This is a genomic window from Phaeovibrio sulfidiphilus (assembly GCF_014861485.1).
Lineage (GTDB): Bacteria > Pseudomonadota > Alphaproteobacteria > Rhodospirillales > Rhodospirillaceae > Phaeovibrio > Phaeovibrio sulfidiphilus.
On the sequence record NZ_JACZHT010000002.1, the window covers coordinates 285,236 to 303,447 of the forward strand.

At 68.6% G+C, this 18,212-nt stretch carries 12 protein-coding genes; 8 read left to right on the forward strand and 4 right to left on the reverse strand.

The window, feature by feature from the left end:
- The first annotated feature begins 24 nt into the window (after window positions 1–24).
- The 5 genes from pgaB (IHV25_RS04240) (at window position 25) to IHV25_RS04260 (ending at window position 9,451) form a co-directional block, all read left to right on the forward strand.
- The gene (gene pgaB, locus IHV25_RS04240) at window positions 25–2,631 is read left to right on the forward strand and encodes a poly-beta-1,6-N-acetyl-D-glucosamine N-deacetylase PgaB (RefSeq protein ID WP_192533856.1); all 2,607 of its coding nucleotides are present in this window, start codon (window positions 25–27) and stop codon (window positions 2,629–2,631) included.
- A gap of 65 nt (window positions 2,632–2,696) precedes the next feature.
- On the forward strand, window positions 2,697–4,721 hold the full coding sequence (gene pgaB, locus IHV25_RS04245) for a poly-beta-1,6-N-acetyl-D-glucosamine N-deacetylase PgaB (protein WP_197974946.1): 2,025 nt from the start codon (window positions 2,697–2,699) through the stop codon (window positions 4,719–4,721).
- Complete coding sequence (gene pgaC / locus IHV25_RS04250) at window positions 4,718–6,061, forward strand: poly-beta-1,6-N-acetyl-D-glucosamine synthase (protein ID WP_192533858.1); 1,344 nt, start codon at window positions 4,718–4,720, stop codon at window positions 6,059–6,061. The genes pgaB (IHV25_RS04245) and pgaC overlap by 4 nt, the downstream gene beginning before the upstream one ends.
- Window positions 6,058–7,335 (forward strand): poly-beta-1,6-N-acetyl-D-glucosamine biosynthesis protein PgaD, encoded by a 1,278-nt coding sequence (gene pgaD / locus IHV25_RS04255; RefSeq protein WP_192533859.1) that lies wholly within the window; start codon window positions 6,058–6,060, stop codon window positions 7,333–7,335. Before pgaC ends, pgaD begins: the two co-directional genes overlap by 4 nt.
- A 457-nt stretch (window positions 7,336–7,792) precedes the next feature.
- Window positions 7,793–9,451 carry a methyl-accepting chemotaxis protein gene (locus IHV25_RS04260; protein WP_192533860.1) on the forward strand — a complete coding sequence of 553 codons (1,659 nt, stop codon included), beginning with the start codon at window positions 7,793–7,795 and terminating at the stop codon, window positions 9,449–9,451.
- 292 nt (window positions 9,452–9,743) lie between these two features.
- On the opposite strand, the gene IHV25_RS04265 is transcribed toward IHV25_RS04260, so the two are convergent.
- The 4 genes from IHV25_RS04265 to IHV25_RS04280 form a co-directional block, all read right to left on the reverse strand.
- Window positions 9,744–10,844 carry a glycosyltransferase family 4 protein gene (locus IHV25_RS04265; RefSeq protein ID WP_192533861.1) on the reverse strand — a complete coding sequence of 367 codons (1,101 nt, stop codon included), beginning with the start codon at window positions 10,842–10,844 and terminating at the stop codon, window positions 9,744–9,746.
- A complete protein-coding gene (locus IHV25_RS04270; protein ID WP_192533862.1) occupies window positions 10,841–11,956 on the reverse strand; it encodes a glycosyltransferase in 1,116 nt (371 codons plus the stop codon). The genes IHV25_RS04265 and IHV25_RS04270 overlap by 4 nt, the downstream gene beginning before the upstream one ends.
- Before the next feature lie 181 nt (window positions 11,957–12,137).
- A complete protein-coding gene (locus IHV25_RS10420) occupies window positions 12,138–13,658 on the reverse strand; it encodes a DnaJ domain-containing protein (RefSeq protein WP_242018782.1) in 1,521 nt (506 codons plus the stop codon).
- A 71-nt stretch (window positions 13,659–13,729) separates the two neighbouring features.
- On the reverse strand, window positions 13,730–14,089 hold the full coding sequence (locus tag IHV25_RS04280) for a hypothetical protein (RefSeq protein ID WP_192533863.1): 360 nt from the start codon (window positions 14,087–14,089) through the stop codon (window positions 13,730–13,732).
- A gap of 238 nt (window positions 14,090–14,327) precedes the next feature.
- On the opposite strand from IHV25_RS04280, the gene trmFO reads away from it, so the two are divergent.
- The 3 genes from trmFO (at window position 14,328) to IHV25_RS04295 (ending at window position 18,144) form a co-directional block, all read left to right on the forward strand.
- Window positions 14,328–15,707, forward strand: a complete 1,380-nt coding sequence (trmFO, locus tag IHV25_RS04285; RefSeq protein WP_192533864.1) for a methylenetetrahydrofolate--tRNA-(uracil(54)-C(5))-methyltransferase (FADH(2)-oxidizing) TrmFO — start codon at window positions 14,328–14,330, stop codon at window positions 15,705–15,707.
- A gap of 39 nt (window positions 15,708–15,746) precedes the next feature.
- Window positions 15,747–16,874, forward strand: a complete 1,128-nt coding sequence (gene thiD, locus IHV25_RS04290) for a bifunctional hydroxymethylpyrimidine kinase/phosphomethylpyrimidine kinase (RefSeq protein WP_192533865.1) — start codon at window positions 15,747–15,749, stop codon at window positions 16,872–16,874.
- A gap of 121 nt (window positions 16,875–16,995) precedes the next feature.
- Entirely contained in the window at window positions 16,996–18,144 is a 1,149-nt protein-coding gene (locus IHV25_RS04295) for a ChaN family lipoprotein (protein ID WP_192533866.1), read from the forward strand.
- Window positions 18,145–18,212 lie beyond the last annotated feature (68 nt).

The following is an 18,212-nucleotide window of genomic DNA, read 5'->3' on the forward strand; positions in this document are numbered from 1 at the left end:
GACAGGAGACCAGCAGGGCGGGGTATGGTGGCACAGGGATCTCTCCTTTCCCGAAGCGGATTTTCCCTCGGGGGTCTGCTTTTTCTTCTCGCAGGTCTTGCGGTGGCGCTGGCGATGGCGCTGCCGGCGGGGGCGCTTGCCTCTGACGCGCCCGGAAACCAGAGCGAGCGCAGCTACGCTCGGGACATCCCGCCGTTCCTGCCTCCGGCCTTGCGGGAGCGCCCCTCCGCCGAGGCTCCCTGGCCCCACAACCAGTACCTCGTGCTGTGCTACCACGATGTGGACGATCTGGAGGCGGACCAGAACTATGTGGCGGTCCGGACCTCGGCCCTGTTCGAGCAGTTTGCCTGGCTTCGGGAAAACGGCTACCGCCCCGTGTCGGTGGACGACATCCTGCGGGCCCAGGCGGGCGGGCCGGCCCTGCCGCCGAGAGCCATCCTCCTGACCTTCGATGACGGCTTCAGCAGCTTTTACCACCGCGTTCTTCCGGCCCTGAAGGCCTTCAACTGGCCTGCGGTTCTGGCCCCCGTGGGCAAGTGGATGGACACCCCCGCGAACCGGCCCGTGGATTTCGCCGGCCTGCCCACCGAGCGGCGCAAGTTTGCCAACTGGCAGATGATCCGGGACATCCACCGCTCGGGCCTGGTGGAGATCGGAGCCCATACCTACGACATGCACTATGGCTCCCTGGCCAATCCCCAGGGCAACATGATGCCCACCGCCGCGTTCCGCCTGTACGATCCAAAACGCAAGGCCTACGAGACCGATGACCAGTACCGCAAGCGCTTCTCCGCCGATGTGAAACGGATCTCGGAGCGGATCCGGCAGGCCACAGGAAAGGCGCCGCGGGTCTGGGTCTGGCCCTACGGCGCGTCGTCCGGTCTGGGGATCGAGGTGCTCAAACAGCACGGCTACCTCATGGCCTACACCCTGAATGACGGGCTTGCCACCCTGGACCAGCCCATGTCGGTGCCCCGTTTCCTGATCACCGACAACCCGTCTTTGGACACCTTCCGCAATGCCATGGGCTTCCAGCGCGATCCGCCCCGCTTCCGGGTGATGAACATCGACCTTGATTTGCTCTACGATCCGGATCCGGACCGGCAGGCGAAAAACCTGGATGCGCTGATCAAGCGCGTGTTCGACATGCGGGTCACCACCGTGTTCATCTCGCCGTTTGCCCGCCCGGGACCGGACGGCCGGGTTCGGGAAGCCTATTTCCCGAACCGGGTCCTGCCGGTGCGCACCGACATCTTCAGCCGGGTGGCCTGGCAGCTTCGCACTCGCGCGAACGCCGAGGTCTTCGCCCTGATGCCGGTGCTGGCCTACGACCTGGGCCCGGGCATCGAGACCGTGCAGAGCGCAGGCGCGGTCCATCCCGTGCGGCGGGTCTCGCCCTTCAGCGCGGAGGGGCGTCGGCGTATCTTGTCGATTTACGAGGATCTGGGCCGCCATGTTCCCATCCACGGGGTCGTTTTCGGCGGCGACGCCCTCCTTACCCGGACCGAGGATACGGGGCCCGCAGCCCTGGCGGCCTACCGGGCGGCGGGGCTCCCGGCCACCGCGGCCGAGATCGCGGCCATGGATGACGCCACCGCCTTGCGCCTCGCCCGGTTCAAGACCGGTGCCCTGGTGCGGTTCACCCGCGAACTGGCAGAGGGCGTCCGGCGTTACCGCAATCCGGATATCCGCATGACCCGCATGATCGCTCCCGATCCGGTGCTGGATCCGGCCCGGGAGGTGGATTTTGCCCAGAATTACGACGAGTTCCTGCGGGCCTATGATCAGGTGGTGCCGCTGGCCATGCCCTACACCCAGGGTGTGAGGCCCGACGATGTGAACTCCTGGATCGATCGCCTGGTGTCCGCGGCCCGGACCCGGTCTGACGGCGTGCGGCGCGCCATTTTCCTGCTCCAGTCCCGGGACTGGAACCGGCCTCCCGGTCAGGATGCGCTTGATGCCCGGGAGCTTGTGGGCTGGATGCGCCGCCTCATGCGCAACGGGGCCGTGAGTTTCGGCTACTACCCGGACGATTTCCTGGCCAACCAGCCGGAGATGACGGTTGTCCGCTCCGAACTGGCGGATGCTTGGTTCCCCCTGCCGCCGCCCCGCCCGCAGGAGGAGGCTCTGCCACCGGCAACACTGGCAGGCGGTCTGGTCGGTGGAACCGCACGGGTCTTGCCGGGAGGCGCCGCCACCGGGGCCGCCCTCGCCACCGAGCCGACCCTGACGCGCCAACCCGCCAGCGCGCCGGTTGGCACACGTGCGCCGGCCCCCGCCGCCGGCGGACAGCGGACCCCGGCCTATCAGGGGGCGGAGCCGGGCGCGAAGCCTGGCGCGAAGCCCGATCCGGCTCCCGGCACGAAGCCGGGCGTGAAGTCCAATGCGAAGTCCGATGTGGCGCCCGCCGTGAAACCCGGTACGGGAGGCCCGGGCCCGGTGCCCCTGGTCCCGGCCGGGGACGGGAGATTGCGCGACGAGGCTGTCAGCGGCCGGCATCGGGGCACCCTCCCGCCCACCGAGCCCGAGCCCCGCCAGGACGCGACCGGAGTGGCCGATGACTTCGACCTCTACCCCAATGCGGGGCCGGGGCAGCGCGATCCGGTTCCCTCTCCGGGAGAGACCCGATGACCCGGCGCCCGGCACGTTGGATCAGAGCCGGGCGCGCCCGGGCCTCTGTTCAGATTGCATGCAGTGTGCTTGCGCTCGTCCTGATTGTTGGTCTTGCCGCACTGACAGGTGCCGCCCTGGCGGACGGGATGGTCTCCGCTCTCGTGCGGGGGGGCGCGGGGGTCGCGTTCGCCCGCGAGCCCTCGCCGGCGGCTCCCCGCCCCTGGCCGGAGAACCATTTTGCTGTCCTGTGCTACCACGACATCGGGGTTCTGGGCTCGGACCGCCGGTATTTCTCGCTTTCCCTGGAAAACCTGAAGGCCCACTTCCAGTGGCTTCAGGACCACGGCTACACCCCCGTGTCCGTGGACCGGATCCTGGAGGCGGCGGCGGGCGGTCCGGCCTTGCCCGAGCGCGCGGTTCTGCTGACCTTTGACGACGGCTACCGGAGCTTCCACCAGTCGGTTTTTCCGCTTCTGAAGGCGCGCGGCTGGCCTGCGGTGTATGCGCCGGTGGGGCTCTGGATCGACACCCCGGACGGCGAGACCGTCGATTTCGGCGGCGTGCCCACAGACCGCTCGGTCTTCGGAACATGGGACGAGATCGCCGAGATGGCGGCAAGCGGCCTTGTGGAGATTGCCTCCCATTCCTGGAACCTGCACCGGGGCGTTGTGGCCAACCCGAGGGGCAATGCGCTCCCGGCGGCCGCCTACCGGATCTATGATCCCGCCACCGGCACCTACGAGGATGACGCGGCCTTCCGGGCCCGCGTGCGCGCCGATGTGGACCGCATGACCCGCCGCATCGAGGCGGTGACCGGCCGTGCGCCCCGGGTCTGGGTCTGGCCCTACGGCGAGGCCAGCGGCGAGACCCTCGGGATCCTCGCGGAAAATCACTACCGTCTGGCCCTGACCCTGGACCGGGGCCTGGCCAGCACCGGCCGTCTTCTGGATGTGCCCCGCTATTTCGTGGGCAACGGGGATGACTCCGCCGCGCTGGAGCGCGCCCTGGCCTCCATCGGGGAGCCTCCGGTGATGCGGGTGGTCCACGTGGACCTGGACTACGTCCACGACCCCGATCCGGTGCAGGAGGAGCGCAATCTGGACCTTCTGGTCCAGCGCATCCGGGATCTGGGCCCCACGACGGTCTTCCTTCAGGCTTTCGCCGATCCGGGGGCCGACGGCAATATCCGGGAGGTCTATTTCCCGAACTCGGTCCTGCCGGTGCGCCGCGACCTGTTCAGCCGGGTGTCCTGGCAGCTCCGTTCCCGGGCGCGGGTTGACGTGTATGCGTGGATGCCGGTCCTGGCCCTCGAGATGGATCCCGCCTTGCCGCGGGTTCTGGCGTTCCACCGGGACGCGCCCGGTGTGGATGTGGGCTCCCACCCCTACCGGCGCCTGTCCCCCTACAGCGCCGCGGTGCGGGCCCGCGTCCTGTCCCTGTACGGGGATCTGGCCCGTCACGCCCCGTTCCAGGGAATTCTGTATCACGACGACCTTGTCCTGAGCGACTTCGAGGACGTGGGCCCCGATGCCCTGGCCGCGTATACGACGGCGGGCCTTCCGGGGACGCTGGAGGGCATCCGGGCCATGGACGGGGCCGCCTTCCGCCAGTGGACCCGTTTCAAGACCCGGACCCTGAGCGCCTTCACCCGGGAGCTGACGGACCGGGTCCGGGCCATCCGGGGCCCCGGGATCCGCACGGCCCGGAACATCTTCGCCAACCCGGTGCTCAACCCGGACAGCGAGGCCTGGTTCGCCCAGAACCTGGATGAGTTCCTGGAGACCTACGACTGGACCGCGCCCATGGCCATGCCCCTGATGGAGCAGGTTCCCGAGGCGGAGATCCTCCCCTGGCTGGACCGCATGGTGGACACGGTTGCCCGGCGTCCGGGCGGGCTGGAGCGCACGGTCTTCGAGCTTCAGTCCCGGGACTGGCGGTCGGATCCGTCCATGCCGGTGGACAGCGCCGTTCTGGCCGGGTGGATGGCGCGCCTGGAAGCCCGGGGAGCCCGGAGTTTCGGCTACTACCCGGACGATTTCTACACAAATTCACCAGACATTAACGGGATTGGAGCATACTTCTCTCGTGGTGGAGAGCACGCGAGATGAACACGGAACGGGTCATCGGGATCGGATCCCTTGTTTTTGCAGCGCTGGGCCCGTTTGTACTCGCGTTATTTTTTCACTCGTCCAATGTTATGTACTTTGTGTTCCTCTACCCCCTGTTCATGTCCGGAATCTGGATGGCGGGGGGCCTGTACTTCATGGTCTACCGTGAGCGGAAATGGAACTTCACCCGGGAGACCATGCCCGAGCCCCTGCCAGGCAACCCCTTGGTTTCCGTCCTGATCCCTTGCTATAACGAGGAACTGAACGCCGTCGAGACCATCACCGCGGCGCTGGCATCCGTTCACCGCAACATCGAGGTGATCGCGATCAACGACGGCTCCCGGGACCGGACCGCTGAAATCCTGGACCGCCTGGCGCTCGAGGATCCGCGCCTTCGGGTTTTGCATCTGGCCGAGAACCAGGGCAAGGCGGTGGCCCTTCGCATGGCGGCCATGACGGCCCGCAGCGACATCCTGGTGTGCATCGACGGGGACGCCATGCTCGACCCGAGGGCGGTGTCCTACCTGGCCCTTCCCCTGCTGATGAACCCGCGGGTGGGGGTGGTGACGGGCAATCCCCGGATCCGGACCCGCTCGACGCTGGTCGGGCGCATCCAGGTGGGGGAATTCTCGTCCATTATCGGGCTGATCAAGCGCACCCAGCGGATCTACGGCCAGGTGTTCACGGTCTCGGGGGTTGTGGCGGCCTTCCGGCGCCGGGCCCTGGATGACGTGGGCTACTGGAGCCCGGACATGATCACCGAGGACATCGACATCAGCTGGAAGCTCCAGCTGAGGCACTGGCCCGTGTTCTACGAGCCCCGGGCCATGTGCTGGATCCTCATGCCCGAGACCCTGAAGGGCCTGTGGAAGCAGAGGCTGCGCTGGGCCCAGGGCGGCGCCGAGATCTTCCTGAAGAACAGCACGAAAATCTGGGCGTGGCGCCATCGGCGTATGTGGACCATTTTCTTCGAGTTTGTCCTGTCCACACTCTGGTCCTTCTGCTACGCGACGTCGGTGCTTCTGTATGTCCTGGGGTTCTTCCTCATCATGCCGGACTCCCTTCAGGTCCAGGATCTTCTGCCCCCGGCCTTTACGGGCATGGTCCTTGCGGCCGCCTGCGTGATCCAGTTCACCGTCAGTCTCTACATCGACCGCATCTACGAGCACGATATTGGAAAGTGGGTGGTCTGGATCATCTGGTATCCGTTCGCGTTCTGGATGCTCAACATGCTGACCACCGTGGCCGCGTTTCCCAAGGCCATGCTGGTGACCAACAAGAAGCGGGCCCGCTGGACCTTCGACGACCGGGGGCTGGCCCGCAGCAAGGACACCTCATGAGCACGCACCCGCTTCTGATCGTGGAGCCACGACGCTCCCTTGTGATCAGGGACATGCTCCTGACGGTCCTTGCGTGGCTGCTGTTTGGCTACCTGTTCTGGCGTGGTGTGATCTTCACCCTGGAAAGCGAGCCGACGGTCGGCCCGCGGCCCCTGGCGGCGGTGTTCCTCCATGACCTGACCCTGATCTCGTTTTATGTCCTGGTCTGCCTGTTCAACGGGGCGGTCCTGATCTTGTGGGCCAAGTACAACCAGTTCCGGGGCCGTGTCGAGAAGCGCAGGCGTCGGGACGACCTGTCCCCCGAGGAGTTGTCCCGGAGCTTCCATGTGCCTCTCGAGACCCTCAGCATGCTCCCGATGTTTCAGGTGGTGACCATCCACAATGATGCCCGCGGCGGCTTTGCCTTCGCCGAGGTCGGAAACCGGCTGCACCGCATGGCCGCTCCGGATGAGGCGGCGGGAGCGCTGGCCGCGGCTCCGTTGGTGGTGGGCGTGTCGGGTATGCCCCCGAGTGTGGCCGCATCGGCTGTGACCCCGGATCCGGCTTTGGCCGCGACCGCGAGTGTGCCGCCTGTGGCTGCGAGTGCGGCGGCTTTGGCGCCGAGTTCGGACAGTGAGGCGCCTGTGCCCGCGAGTGCCGGTGCCGGCGCCGCCGTGACCGCTGTGGGGCCGCCGCCGGTGGCGCCTGCACGGGCGGGCACGGAGGCGGTTCCCCCCCGCATCCTGCCTTCCGGCGCTCTCCCCCCCGGTGTCCTCCCGCCCGAAATGCCCGGGTCCGGGCGCGGGAGTCCGGAGCCCCGGGGTGGTGCCGGCATCCGGGGCGCGGAGCCCCCTGCGGAGGCCATCCTTCTGTCCGCTCCCCGGGCCGGACCGCCGCCCGTCCCGCGGTCGCCCCCGGGAGCGGCCCCTCATCCCGAACCGCTGCTGCCGTCCGCCAGCCGGGTGGACATGATCGGCCCCGTGGTGGCCCCTGTGGGGGGGGCTGCGGGGTCCGAGGCGTTTTCAGGCCCGCCGGTGTTCCCGCCCGACAGCATGATTGGCCCGGTGGTGCCTCCCGAGCTTCCTCCCGGGGCTGTCCCGGGTGTTCCCGAGGTTCCCCCGGTTCCCTCTGGGGCTCCCGCCGGGACTTCCGAGGCCGGGGCGGGCCGGGGGGCGGCGTCGGATCCGTCTTCGCGTGGCCTTCAGGGCCCCATCGGGAAGCGGAGGTCAAACGATCCCTCCTCCGGATCCGGTTCGGAGGGGAGCGGAGGTGCTCCGGCTCCGCCGCCCGGGTAAGGGCGCGTCGGGCGTCGGGCCTGGCGGCCCGCTGGGGCGAGGGCGCGCGCCGGGGGGCTCCGGGCGTCGGGCCTGGCGGCCCCCAGGCTGAGGGCGTGCCGCGCATGCCCTGGGCCCCGGGTCCGGTGGCGGGTTGGTGTTCGCCGACGGGTTGCGTTTTGGCAGGCGGGGGCGGAAAGGGGTTTTGCCACGCGAAGGGGAGGGGTGCCCCTGCTGACCCGCCGTGCGGGAAAGTCTTTGTTTCCCGCCGTTTTTCTCCCCGGTTTTTCGGCGGTTCCTCGCGTTTTCGCCGGCCCGGGGAGTGGATTTCCGGCCCGGTTCTGTGAGAAGCTTGGGCCTCTTTTGCAGGCGTGGGAGCCGTGTCACCGGGGTGGCCGGCGGACGCCGAGACGGAGTTCTGTCCGGGCCTGCCCGGTTCGCGTGTGTGGTCCTGTTTCTGGCAATACTGGAAAAAGCGATGAAAAACTGGCCCATCAGATATCAGGTTCTTCTCATCCCCCTGATTGCAGCTGTGGCGACGCTGATTGTTGCGGTCATTACGGTTCTTGTTGTCCACGACAAGATCGCCCGCGGCTACGAACTGGAGATCCGAAGCGCCACCGAGAGCGTCATCTCCTCCCTCGAGCCGCTGGATGCTGCGGTGCGCTCCGGTCGCATGACCCTGGAGCAGGCCCAGTCCCTGGCCCGGGACCAGATCCGCAGCGTGCGCTATTCCGGGGACGAGTACTTCTACGCCTATACCTATGACCTGAATCTTGTGGCCCATCCGTTTCGCCAGGACGCGGAGGGGACGGACGAGCTCAAAAGCCCGGTGACCGAGGCCCTGCTGGAGTCCGCGCGCTCGGGGTCCGGCTTCCTTGCCTTCCAGTGGCCCCGTCCGGGACAGACCCGGCCGGTGGCCAAGCTGGGGTACGCCGGCGTGTTTGCCCCCTGGGGGTGGATGATCGGAACGGGCGTGTACGTCGATGACATCTGGAAGGACACGGCTCGGGCGCTCCTCGAGATCGCCGCACTGGGCTCTGTTGCGGTGTTTGCGGTGCTGCTCATCGGGTTCCTGGTCTCCCGGGGCCTGACGGTGCGGATCGGCGACCAGATCCGCCGCATGGAGGCCCTGGCCGCCGGAAACCTGGAGATCGACTTCCCGGACCGCTGGGGTCGCAACGAGGTGTCCAACATCGGCCGGAGCCTGGAGGTCTTCCGCAACCGGCTGCGCGAGAGCCGGGAGTCGGATCGGGTCATGGCGGAGGACCGCTCGGCCCGCACCGCCCGGGCGGAGCACATTGCCGCCCAGGCCCGGGCCTTCGAGACCCGGGTTGCGGCCTCTCTCAGTGCCGTCGCCGCCCATGCGGGAGTGCTCCAGGAGACCGCCTCAAGCCTTCTGGGGGCCACGGATGTGGTCACGGACCGGACCCTGACGGTTTCGGAGTCAGCCCACCGGGCCTCGGAGAACGTCCAGACCGTGGCCGCCGCCGCCGAGGAGCTGGATGCCTCCATCTCCGAGATCGAGCGCCAGGTCCAGACCTCCGTGGCCGTGGTCAACCGGGCCATCGGGGACGCCAACCGCTCCCTCGACGAGGTGCACAGCCTGTCCGAGGCGGCCGGGCGCATCGGGACGGTGGTCAAGCTGATTACGGACATCGCCTCCCAGACCAACCTTCTGGCCCTCAACGCAACCATCGAGGCCGCCCGCGCCGGCGAGGCCGGAAAGGGGTTCGCCGTGGTGGCGGGCGAGGTGAAGAACCTGGCCAACCAGACCTCCCAGGCGACGGAGGATATCGGCGGACAGGTCTCGGGAATCCAGGAGGCCACCCTCTCGGCGGTTGAGTCCATCCATGCGTTCCACAAGACCATTTCCGGGATCAAGGATGTGACCGAGGCCATCGACACCGCCATCCGGGAGCAGGGCAGCGCCACCCGCGAGATCAGCCTGAATGCCCACCAGGCCTCGGACGGGACCACCCACGTGCACGATGCGATCGAGGATGTGGGCGGGGCGGTGTCCGGCGCCCGCGACGAGTCCCGGAAAGTTCTGGATGCCTCGGACAAGCTCCGCCGGGAGTGCGAGGCGCTGGAGGCCGATGTGCGCCAGTTCCTGGAGGACATCCGCGACACCTGAGGGCTCGGGGCGGGGCGCCGGCTTCCTTGGTGCGTGACACCGGAGGCCCCAGCTCTGCGATGCATCCGCAGGCGCCGGGCACACGGCACGGGGCGGCGCGCCGGAGACCCCGGCCCGGATGAGACTCGTGGGCAGGAGGATCGGTCCCTTATCTCGGAGGATCCGTCTCGCGTCGCCGGGGAGGGGCTCGCCCCCGGCGTCAGGTCAGTCCCCGGCCCCAAGGTGCGGGCGCGTTCGGTCCGGCTCCGGCTCCAGCTCCAGACTCAGCCCCGGTGTCCGTTCCGACCCCGGGTCAGGCCCCGGCTTCGGCTCCGGCCCGGATCATCTCCAGCCACAGGCGGGCGTTTTTCTCCCAGGTGAAATACCGGGCCCGCTCGAAGCCCTTCATCACCAGGTCTGTGCGCAGGTCCGCGTCGCTGTCCACCTGGACAATCCGCTCCAGCCAGGCGTCCGGCTCCCGGGGGGAGGCGTACAGCGCGGCGTCAGAGCAGACCTCCGGGATGGCCGCCGTGTTGGAAACCACACAGGGGCACCCCTGGCTCATGGCTTCCAGCGGCGGCAGGCCGAACCCCTCCTCGAAGGACGGAAAAACGAACGCCAGCGCATGCCCGTAAAGCCAGGCCAGGTCCGTGTCGTCCACGTAGCCCAGGCGGTGGACGGTCTCCTGGGCGCCGCCGTCGCGCCCGACCCGGCCGAAGACCGGGTTCCCCGCCGGCCCGACAATGCAGATATGGATGCCGCGCTCGGCAAGCTGCGGGGCCAGCCGGACAATCATCTCCATGTTCTTGTTGGGAGAGTCGTTGCCCACCATCAGGATATATTTCTCCGCCGGTGGTGCGGCGGCGAACCGGGAGGCGCCCGGATCCAGCCGGGAGAAGGTGTTCGGTGCCGAGGGAATGATGGTGATGGCTCCGGCCGGTGCCACATGGAACTCGACCAGCTTGTTGAGGGAGTGCCGCGATACAGTCACCACCCTCTTCGCCCGGTGACCGATCAGGGGCAGGAGGATCCTCTGGGACAGCCGGAAGGACCGGGAGAAGGCCTCCGGGACCAGCCACACATGAGCGTCGTGGATGGTGGCATAGCCGGTTCGCACAAGGGGCGCGACGGTGCAGAAATTCAGCAGGGTCCGGCGCCCCACCATCCAGGGCAGCACGCACTGCTCCCACAGGTAGCCGGTTCCCGGGCCCGTCTCGTAGGACATGTTCCGGAAGGGGCGGGCCCGGACCCGGGAGGGCACCGCCACCGTAAAGCGCAGGCCGTCCACAAGCGGATCGCGAAGGTCCAAAAGCCGGTCAATCTCGTGAAGGATGCCGTAGGCGTACCGGTCCACACCGGTCAGGGTCCGGCCCAGAAAGCGGCCGTTGATCACACACTCCATCGTGTCCGTCATCCTTCCTTTCGGGGTTGGTTCCGGGGGAGCTGCACCGCTCCGCCGACCAGGTCGCGGTACAGGGCCCAGGTGGCCCCGGTCATCTTCTCGGCTGTGAACGTGTCCATAAAGTAGCGGTGCCCGGCCTCGCCCATGGCCGCGAGCGCGTCTCCGGGCGCAAGCCCCTCCAGAAGCGTCTGAAGGGCCTCGGGGCTTTCGGGCTCGAAGAAGAAGCCGGTCTGTCCGTCCAGGACCAGGTCCTTGAGTCCGCCCACCCGGGCCGCCAGCACCGGCTTCGAGACCCGCATGGCCTCCATGGGGACATAGCACAGGCCCTCCCAGCGGGACGGCAGCACGGCGGCATCGCACACGGACAGGCGCCGGGAGACCTCCGCCGGGGAGATCCAGCCCAGGCGCGTGACGTTGGTCAGGCCCTCGAACGAGACCGACGAGTCCGCCACCACCGCGTCTCCGGCAATTTCCAGGCTGACCCGGTCCTGCAGGGGGCGGATGGCCTTCAGGAGGATGTCCACGCCCTTCTGACGGTCAAGGCGTCCGATGAACAGGAGCTTCAGGCGGGTGTCCGTGCGCTCCCCGGGGGCAAAGGCCGGCGGCGTTGCCGGGAGGCCGTTGAAAATCAGGGCGATCCGCGATGAGGCTATTCCGGCGCGCTCGCCCACCACGGCCTCGTCCGTGGATCCGGCCACGATCCGGTCGGTCAGGAGCGACAGCAGCCGCTCGATGGTCCCGTAGGCCCGGATCTTCAGGGGGTCGGTCTCCCGCGCCATGGACCAGCAGTGGGGGGTGTAGACCACCCGGGCCCGGGTCAGGGCGGCAATGGGGCGGATCAGGGCGCCGGCAAAGCTGGAGTGCAGGTGGACAACATCGGGCTTCCAGTCCCGGATCTCCCGGACCGAGGCCACAACCAAGGGCGCGAGGCCCCCAAGCCGGGACGGGCGCCGGAACGTCCGGATCGCGGACGCGGGGACCGCGTCCAGATCGGCGGCGTGGGCGTCCGGAACCAGGCAGCGGATGTTGTCCTCGCCGGCATGGGTCTGAAGGCCGGGAATCAGCGCGTTCAGATGGGTGGCAATGCCGCCGCGGATGGTTTCCGCAATGTGAAGAACCTTCATGGACAGTCTGCTCCTTGTACCCCGGGCACGGAGGCCGGATCTCGGGCCGCCTGTCCCGGCGCCGGGGTGGGGCGCATCCCGGAGGGTCGCCGGGTACCAAAGCAGCACAATGGAGTGATTTTAACACAAGCGGCGCTGGTTTTCCCGCCTGTTGTGCGGGGACAGGGCCGCGCCCCCGATTTCAGGGCCGCGGGAATTCGGAGCCATGCCTCAGGGGGGACACGGGCCCGGACCCCGGTGGCAGCGGCGGTGACGGTGACCGTGATTGGGTCGGTGACGGGGGCGGTGGTTGTGGCGGCAGGGGCTCCCTCGCCGGTGCCGGGGCGTCATTGTCCCGGGTGTCGACGGACAGAAGGGCGTTGCGGGGCACCCAGCCCATGATGCCGTCCCGGGTGACAATGCGGGCCCAGTCGTCGTCGGCCTGGTCCACCAGGATCACGAAGGTGTTCTGGCGCAGGCGGGCGATCTCGCCGTAGCCGCGCCCCGGTCCCAGCCGGACAATCACGAAGGGGGACAGGATCGCGTGGAGGCGTCCGTTCGGCCCGGCCTCCCGGGGGGAGGACTGGAGAAGGGCGTCCACATAGAGCTGGGAGGGATCCGGGGCGACGGCGGTGTGTGCGGCTTTCGGATCCCACGTGCGGGAGAAGGGCAGATCCTCGCGCAGCCAGGGCCACGCCACCATGAGTGTGAACAGCACCAGGACCATGGGGAACAGGATCTGGAGCCAGAACCCCGGGCCACGCCTGCGCCAGGCGTTGCGCAGCCGCCGCACCTCGCCCCGGGCGGCCAGGGTGTCCATGAGCCGTTCGGCACTCTGGCGCTCGGTCTTGCCCGGCGCATAGCGGGCCGCATCCGAGGCCAGGCTCCAGGCGATCTCGCGCTGGTCCCGCGCCTCGAAGGCGCGTGCCTGCTCCATCAGCAGGGCGTGGTTCTCCCGGCCCGGGCGGATCCCGCCCCGCAGGCAGGTCCACAGGGCCAGAGCCGTCTGGGGCGGGCCGGAGGGAAGGGCCCACCAGCCCCGGACCCAGTTGTGAAGGGCCGTGGCCAGGGCCGTGCGATCGGCGCAGCGGCTGCAGAACACGCCCGAGACCGTATCGCGCACCACCCGGTTCTTGCGGCCGGTCACCCGGGGAAAGATCACATAGCGGGGTTGGGCCGTCACATTCCTGCACGACGAGCACACCCGCAGCGGGGGCAGGGTGGAAAAGGGCCCCGTCCGGGAGCCGCTGCCCCTGCCGGTGGCGCTGTCGCTGTCGTCGCCCGGGTCCGCCCCTGTGCCTTGGGCTCCGTTGCCTCCGGGGGCCGAGCCCTGCCAGCCGTTCCCGCCCGTGCCCGTGCCCGCGCCGGAGCTGCCTGCGCCCGCGCGTGAGCCGGCGCCCGAGGCCCGCGCATAGGCACGGCTGGCCCGTGCCGCCGCCCCTGTGGCGCTGCTGCGGCTGGGGTTGCGCCGGGTGCGGTGGTCGCCCCGCGCGTCGAGTTCGTCGTTGTGGTAGGCCACCCGCAGCCGGGAATCCGAGAGAACCCTGTAGGCGGTGCTCAGAAAATGGAACTCGGCGGCGGCGTTCGGGCTGCTGTTGCGGTCCGGGTGCAGCTCCAGGGCCTTTCTCCGGTACGCGGCCTTGATCTCGGCTTCCGAGGCATCCGCCGAAAGCCCGAGAACCCGGTAGTATCCTCTCGGGTCATGTGTGGGTCTTCTACCCATCGAACGGGTGTTCCTCCGAAAAACGGACAGTTCGCCGGTCAGGTCTGGAAGCGGGGCACCGCCTCAGGCCGTCAGAGCGGGATGATCGGCTTTCCGCTCCACCCCGGCTGGGTGTCCTGGGCTACCGCCTGGTTCTGCTGCCCGTCGGACGAGCTGAAGGTCACTGTGACCTGCAGCCACCGGGGCATGACCTGGTTGGACACGTCGTCGGCAATGGCGAGGCATAGCTCCTCCGGGCCGGGCCAGGGGATGCTGGACAGGACCGCAAGATAGTGCCGGAAGCTGACCGGGTCCAGAAGATGGCGGTCCGGGATGTACTGGAGGGACACCTTGTTGTGCAGCGCCACGGGCAGATCCCGCAGAATCGACAGGTGATCCCAATGGGGCGCGGGATTGGGGCGAAGGGAAAGCAGGTCGCGTCTGGACTCCATCACACATCTCCGGACGGGGTGGCTTGCCGGATCGGGTCATCCCCGGGTCCGGTCCAGTCTGTATTCCGGCAGATACTATAGCGTGGCTTCCATTGCGGGGGTATGGGCTTTTTCCTGCAACCCGGACCCTCATCGGGACGCATGGGGCTTTGCGAAAGGCCGGATCCTGGTTTAGTGTAGGCGTCCAAAAACGAGACTCCGGACGATGCAGGCCGGAGACAGCAAAAGAAGTTTCCCCATGTCCGGTTCACAGATTTCAGACAACTCCCGGCCCCGTCTTGCGATTATCGGCGGCGGTCTGGCCGGCAGCGAGGCCGCATGGCAGGCCGCATCCCGCGGTCTTGCGGTGACCCTTTACGAGATGCGCCCGGGGCGCATGACCCCCGCCCACCAGACGGCTGCCCTTGGGGAGCTGGTGTGCTCCAACTCCCTGCGCTCGGATGACCCGTTCGGCAACGCCGTCGGGCTTCTGCACGAGGAGATGCGCAAGGCGGGCTCCCTGATCCTTCAGGCCGCGGACGAGACGAAGGTTCCCGCGGGCGGTGCCCTTGCGGTGGACCGGGAGGCCTTTGCCGCGGCCATCACCCGGGCTCTGGAGTCCCATCCGAACGTCGAGATCCGCCGCGAGGAGGTGACAGCCCTTCCCCCGGACGGGCCGGTGATCGTGGCCTCGGGCCCGCTGACCTCGGATGCCCTTGCGGGTGCCCTGCGGGCGTACACCGGCGAGGACAGCCTGTCCTTCTTCGATGCCATTGCCCCGATCATCCACACAGAGTCCCTCGATTTCTCGAAGGTCTGGTACCAGTCGCGCTACGACCGGGGCGAGGGCAGGGACTACATCAACTGCCCCCTCGACCGGGACACCTACGAGGCCTTTGTGGACGCCCTTCTGGAGGCTGACCCCGTCTCGGTCCGGGAGTGGGAGGGTATTCCCTGGTTCGACGGCTGCCTGCCCGTGGAGGAAATGGCCCGGCGCGGTCGCCAGACCCTGGCCCACGGCCCCCTGAAGCCGGTCGGCCTGACCAACCCCCACGATCCGGAGCACAAGCCCCACGCGGTGGTCCAGCTTCGCCAGGACAACGCCCTGGGCACCCTCTACAACATGGTGGGCTTCCAGACCCGCCTGCGCTACGGGGACCAGACCCGCATCTTCCGCATGATCCCGGGCCTTGAGAACGCACAGTTCGCCCGCCTGGGGGGCATGCACCGCAACACGTTTCTGAACGCTCCGAGGCTTCTGGATTCCCGCCTGTGCCTGAAGGCCGATCCGCGCATCCGTTTTTGCGGCCAGATCACGGGCTGCGAGGGCTACGTGGAGAGTGCCGCGACCGGATATCTCGCGGGGGTTTTCGCGGCTTTCGATCTTTTGGGCCGGTCTCTTCCCCAGCCTCCGGAAACTACGGCGCTGGGCGCACTTCTGTCCCATATAACGGTGAACGCCAACGCGCAGACCTATCAACCCATGAACATCAACTTCGGCCTGTTTCCGCCTCTGGCGGCACCCGAGGGACCGTTCGAGGGCCGCAGGCCAAGGCCCCTGCGCGGGCGCGAGAAAAAGGCAGCCCTTGCGCAACGGGCTCTTGACGCCCTGGCCGGGTGGCTGCCTGCAACGTCTTGAACAAGTCAAACGCCCGAGAGCAACAAGGAGCAGAAACTCATGCCTTCCAACCTCAGCGCCGCTGACGGCGCCATTGCCAACGTCCTGACGATTGCCGGCACCGACCCCACGGGTGGGGCAGGCATCCAGGCGGACCTGAAAACCTTCTCCGCCCTTGGGTGCTACGGCATGTCCGTCGTGACCGCCGTGGTGGCGCAGAACACCCGTGGCGTCCAGTCCTACCGGACCATGGAGCCCGCGTTCGTCGGCGACCAGCTTGCCTCGGTGTTCGAGGACGTCCGCGTCGATGCGGTCAAGATCGGCATGGTGGCCAACGCGGAAATCGCGGCCGTGATCGCCAATGCGATCAAGAAGTACAAGGCCCGCAACGTGGTCCTGGATCCGGTGATGGTGGCCAAGAGCGGCGATTCCCTTCTTGCGGACGATGCGGTCGAGGCCGTGCGCACGCTTCTGGTCCCGGTCTCCACCGTCATCACCCCCAACCTTCCGGAGGCCGGTGTCCTTCTGGGCATCGAGGAGCCGGACTGCCTTGATGCCATGAAGATCTGCGCCCAGGAGCTTCTGCGGCTCGGCTCGAAGTGGGTTCTGCTGAAGGGCGGCCACCTGGACGGTGACGAGTCCATCGATCTTCTGGCCGGTCCGGATGATCTGATCGGCTACGCAGCGCCCCGGGTCAGCACCCGCAACGACCACGGCACCGGCTGCACGCTGTCCAGCGCCATTGCCTCCCTGATGCCCTATTACGAGCTTCCCGAGGCCGTCCAGCTGGCCAAGAGCTATCTCTTCAGCGCCCTTCTGCACGCGGACGAGCTGAACGTGGGGGATGGCTCCGGGCGCGGTCCGGTGCACCACTTCCACGCCCTGTGGAACCCGGGCGGGGATCACGGCCACGACCACGGTGAGGGCTGTTGCGGTGGCGGTGGTCACGGTCACGGTCATGACCACGGCGAGGGTGGCTGCTGCGGCGGTGGCGGCCACGGCCATTCCCACGGCCATGACCACGGCGGCGAGGGCTGCTGTGGCGGCGGTGGCGGTCACGGGCACGGTCATGACGACGGTGAGGGCTGCTGCGGTGGCGGTGGCCGGCATCACCACGACCATGGCCACGACCACGCCCACGGGGGCGGCTGCTGTGGCGGCCACGCTCACGGCGACCGCGGGCGCTAGACTCCGCGCCTGAGGGCGGATGCGCTGACGCCGGTGTCCCGGGGGGAGACCGGCGGGCCTGTCCGCCCCGCTTGGGCGCCAGGGAACGCTCGGACAGGGACACGACGGGAGGACAGGGGACATGGGACGGTTTTTTACAGCGGTTCTGCCGGTTCTTGCGCTGATGGCGGGCTGTTCCGGTGGGGCGGCCCTTCATTTGCCCGACGTGGCGGCTCCGGCCGCAACGCCCTCACAGACCCCCGGGGGCCCCCTGTCCGGGGCCTCCACGCCCGCAGATCCCGTGTCTCCGGCTCCCGTGTCTCCGGCCCCGGGCACGCCGCCTGCGGGAACCCTCGAGGACCGGCGCTCCGATGCGCCCCTCGGTTCCGCGGCGCTTTTTGCCCGTATTCTGGACAGCGACGTGGTCGTTCTGGGCGAGCGCCACGACAATCCCTGGCACCGGCAGTTCCAGACTGCGGTGGTGGACGCCCTTGTCCGGGCCGGGCGGCGGCCTGCGCTGGTGGTGGAGATGCTTGACGGGGCGGATGTCCCGGCCCTTTCGTCCTGGCGGGCGGCGCCCGATCGCCCGCCCGAGGCCCTGGCGGCCAGCCTGGACTGGGAGAAGACAGGCCGCGGCCCCTTTGCGCCGCTTGCGGATGTGTTCCGTCTGGCCCGGGATCACGGGCTGGAGATCCGCCCCGGCAGTCCCTCCCGGGAGCGTCTGCGCCAGGTCGTGCGCGAGGGAGTGGACAGCCTGCCCACGGAGACCGTGTCGGCCCTGGGGCTTGACCGCCCCATGCCCCGCTTTCTTGAAAACGCGCTCCGTCAGGAGCTTGAGGCCGCCCACTGCGGCCACATGCCGGCGGTCATGATCCCCGGCATGGTCAACGCCCAGAGGCTTCGGGACGGGGCCCTTGCCCACGAGGCGCTCCAGGCCCTGCAGGCGGATCCGGGCGCCCGCCCGGTGGTGATCCTTACCGGGCTTGGCCATGCCCGCACGGACCGGGGAGCGCCGTGGATTCTGTCGTCCCTGGCGCCGTCGCTGCGGGTGCTCTCGGTGGGTCTTCTGGAGGTGTCGTCACAGTCCCCCGGCGGGGCGGCGGAGGAGGAAACCGGGGCGCGGCCCTGGGATGTGATGTGGTTTGCTCCCGCTCCCCAGCGACCGGATCCGTGCGCGGCGTTTGGCCTGCCGTCCGGTTCGGGGTCGGGGTCCGGGGGATCGGCGCCGTCGGGTGTGCCGTCGGATGGAGCCCGGGGGTCCAAAGGCTCCCAGAGTCCCCGGGGGTCGTAGGGGCCTCAAAGGCGCCGCTGCGGGCGCCGTGGCATCAGGGGCGCCGGGGGCGGCCCCGAATGGAACCC

Coding starts and splice junctions, on each gene's coding strand:
- pgaB (WP_192533856.1), top strand. CDS start 25: ATGGTGGCACAGGGATCTCTCCTTTCCCGAAGCGGATTTTCCCTCGGG.
- pgaC (WP_192533858.1), top strand. CDS start 4,718: ATGAACACGGAACGGGTCATCGGGATCGGATCCCTTGTTTTTGCAGCG.
- pgaD (WP_192533859.1), top strand. CDS start 6,058: ATGAGCACGCACCCGCTTCTGATCGTGGAGCCACGACGCTCCCTTGTG.
- IHV25_RS04260 (WP_192533860.1), top strand. CDS start 7,793: ATGAAAAACTGGCCCATCAGATATCAGGTTCTTCTCATCCCCCTGATT.
- IHV25_RS04265 (WP_192533861.1), bottom strand. CDS start 10,844: ATGACGGACACGATGGAGTGTGTGATCAACGGCCGCTTTCTGGGCCGG.
- IHV25_RS04270 (WP_192533862.1), bottom strand. CDS start 11,956: ATGAAGGTTCTTCACATTGCGGAAACCATCCGCGGCGGCATTGCCACC.
- IHV25_RS10420 (WP_242018782.1), bottom strand. CDS start 13,658: ATGGGTAGAAGACCCACACATGACCCGAGAGGATACTACCGGGTTCTC.
- IHV25_RS04280 (WP_192533863.1), bottom strand. CDS start 14,089: ATGGAGTCCAGACGCGACCTGCTTTCCCTTCGCCCCAATCCCGCGCCC.
- trmFO (WP_192533864.1), top strand. CDS start 14,328: ATGTCCGGTTCACAGATTTCAGACAACTCCCGGCCCCGTCTTGCGATT.
- thiD (WP_192533865.1), top strand. CDS start 15,747: ATGCCTTCCAACCTCAGCGCCGCTGACGGCGCCATTGCCAACGTCCTG.
- IHV25_RS04295 (WP_192533866.1), top strand. CDS start 16,996: ATGGGACGGTTTTTTACAGCGGTTCTGCCGGTTCTTGCGCTGATGGCG.